Source organism: Sphingomonas sp. (genome assembly GCF_036402235.1).
Lineage (GTDB): Bacteria > Pseudomonadota > Alphaproteobacteria > Sphingomonadales > Sphingomonadaceae > Sphingomonas.
Window position 1 is genome coordinate 1 of sequence record NZ_DASWTG010000034.1, and the last position, 2,614, is coordinate 2,614.

At 73.5% G+C, this 2,614-nt stretch carries 2 protein-coding genes; one reads left to right on the plus strand and one right to left on the minus strand.

The window, feature by feature from the left end; genetic code table 11:
- Positions 1 to 1,410 (minus strand): DUF2339 domain-containing protein (locus VGD28_RS07185; protein ID WP_331027653.1); only part of this gene is annotated, 1,410 nt, incomplete at its 3' end.
- Positions 1,411 to 1,514: 104 nt separating this feature from the next.
- On the opposite strand from VGD28_RS07185, the gene dapF reads away from it, so the two are divergent.
- A complete protein-coding gene (dapF, locus tag VGD28_RS07190; RefSeq protein ID WP_331027654.1) occupies positions 1,515 to 2,453 on the plus strand; it encodes a diaminopimelate epimerase in 939 nt (312 codons plus the stop codon).
- Positions 2,454 to 2,614: the final 161 nt, after the last annotated feature.

Consider the following 2,614-nt stretch of genomic DNA (forward strand, 5'->3'; position numbering starts at 1 on the left):
GATGAGGCCGGGATCGCGCTTGCCCGCCTCGCCGCGGCGGCGCCAGCTGACCCAGCCGGCGAGCGCCGCGGCGGGCAGCCCGAGCGCCGCCCATTGCCAGTCGGCGAGGCGATCCGCGTCCAGTGCGTTGGCGAGCAGCAGCGGACCCGCGATGCCGCCGAGCGCGAGGATCGCCCAGGCGCGGGCGCGGGGGAGCAGCCACAGGCCCGGCACGGCGAAGAGCGGGGCGGCGAGGAGCGCTGCAGTGCGGCTGAAGCCCGGCTGGGGCTGGGCGAGGCCGGCCGCGAGCAGGACGAGGGTGAGGCCGAGCGCGGCGAGTCCGCCGGGAAGATAGGTGGGGTCGCGCCAGGCGAGCGCGAGCGACGCCGCCGCAAGCGTCAGGTAAAGCGCCCAGGCCAGCACCGAAAAATCGAGCGCCGGGCCGAAGGCGAGGAGCTGAACCAGCCCGGCGACCAGCGGCGCCAGGCGGAGCCAGGTGGCCGTCACGCCCGCGCGCGGCAGCGCGAGGCTGGCGCCGACGGCGAGCAGCACGACGAAGCTGGCGGGCGCGCCGAGCGCCGCGCCGCCGAGCGCGAAGAGGAGGAAGTTGACCCAGGCGAAGGCGATGGCGGTGGCGGCAAGGGCGAGCCAGGCCCAGCCGCGATGCACCGCGAGGCCGAACAGCGCGGCGGTGAACAGCGCGAGATAGACGAGCAGCGGGCCGATTCCGGCGGCATCATAGCCCGCGACCAGCGGCGCGATGAACCCGCCGGCGAGCGCCAGCACCGCAGTTGGCGGGCCGTGGCGCAGGGCGAGCGCGAGGCCGAGGCCGGTGACGGCGATCATCAGCCCGAAGGCGGGGAGCGGCGCGACGAGATGATAGAGCGCCGCGGCGATGTAGAGCGTGCCATAGGCGCTGGCGATCCCGGCGCCGGCGAGCGCCTGGGCGATGCGCGGATCGTCCTGCGTGGCAGGCAACCGGCGCGCGGCCTCGCTCCCCGCGACCAGCAGCGCGGCGAAAAGCGCGGCGAGGATGGTGCGGACACCGGGGCCGAGCAGACCGGCCTCGATCGAATAGCGCACGAGGAAGAAGCCCGCGGCGACCAGCGCGATCGCGCCGATCCACACCGGCAGGCGCGCGCCGATCAGCGATTCGAGACTGGGGCGCGAGGGCGCCGCCGGTACCGGCACCGGTTCGGACTCTGACGGCGGGGGAGCGGCGGGAGCCGGGCCGGGCACGGCGGGCGCGACGGGTTCGGGTGGTGCAGCCAGCGGTCGCGGCGCGGAAGGCCGGTCCGCACTCTGCGCGTACGCCTGCAGATTGTCCCGCTCGAGGCGGTCGAGGCGGCGGGTGAGCTGGCGCAAGCGCTGGCCCTGCGCGGCGGCGACGATGCCGAGCACCACGACGGCGAGGAACAGGATACCGGTCATCGCGCCAGCTTGTCGCAGCAGAAGCGCCGCGGCGCCAGCCCGGCTTTGCCCGCGCCAAGGCGATCTGCGGTTGCACGCCGGGCCGGCAAGCCTAGATGCAGGCTATGCGGATCGCCTTCACGAAATGTCATGGGTCTGGGAACGACTTCGCGCTGATCGACAAGCGCGGGCTGAATCTGTCCGACACGGAGTGGGGACGGATCGCCCGGACCTTGTGCGACCGGAACGGGCCGGTCGGCGCCGACGGGCTGCTGCTGCTGGGCGAGGGGACCGGGGGGGCGGCGTTCGCGCAGATGGTGGTCAATGCCGACGGATCGATCCCCGAGACGTGCCTCAACGGGCTGCGCTGCACCGCGCGCGCCGGGTTCGAGGCGCTGGGGATCGAAGCGGCGGCGGTGCGGCTCAAGACCAGCGAGGCGCAGGTCGCGCACGACCCCGAGCTGGCACCGGGCGTCTATACGGTGCGCACCACGGTCGGCCCGGCTTCGACCGACCCCGTCGCGGCGGGGATCAACCTTCCCGCGCCGGTGATCGAGGCGCCGGTGCCGGGGCTGCCGAGCGACCGCAACTTCACCGCGGTGGCGATGCCCAACCCGCATCTGATCGCCTTTGTCGACAAGGTCGACGTCGCTGAGCTGACCGCGCTGGGCGACTGGTGCGAGGCGGGACCGGACCTGCTGGCCGACCGCGCCAATGTGAGCTTCGTCGAGCTGCGTCCCGATGGCCTCTATGTCCACACCTATGAGCGCGGGGTCGGCCTGACCAATGCCTGCGGCACCGCGATGGGCGCGGCGACGCATGCCGCGGGGCTGACCGGGCGGATCCCGTTCGGCGCATGGATCACGGTGTACAATCCGGGCGGCCGCGTGCGCGTGCGGGCCGAAGGGCGGGAAGGCGGCGACCGGGTGACGATCGCGGGCAACGCGACCTTTGAGTGGGACGGCGAGATCGAGGTCGATCCGGCGACCGGCGAAGCGGGCGCGCTGACGGTGACGCGGCGGCGCGACGACGAGGTCGCGGCCTGGGCGGCGGTGCGCGGTTAGCGGGATTCGGGGCTCGCACAAAGGCACGAAGCCGCGAAGAAGATTGGTTCACGCGGAGGCGCGGAGGCGCGAAGAGGTTTGGCGTTGGCGCGAAGCGCTCATCTCCCTTTCAGCGGTGCGTCAAACGGTGGCGGTTGTAGAATGGAAGGCGCTGACGCGCA

What these genes read in the sequence shown, in the direction of transcription:
- dapF (WP_331027654.1), top strand. Translation starts at nt 1,515, where the DNA reads ATGCGGATCGCCTTCACGAAATGTCATGGGTCTGGGAACGACTTCGCG.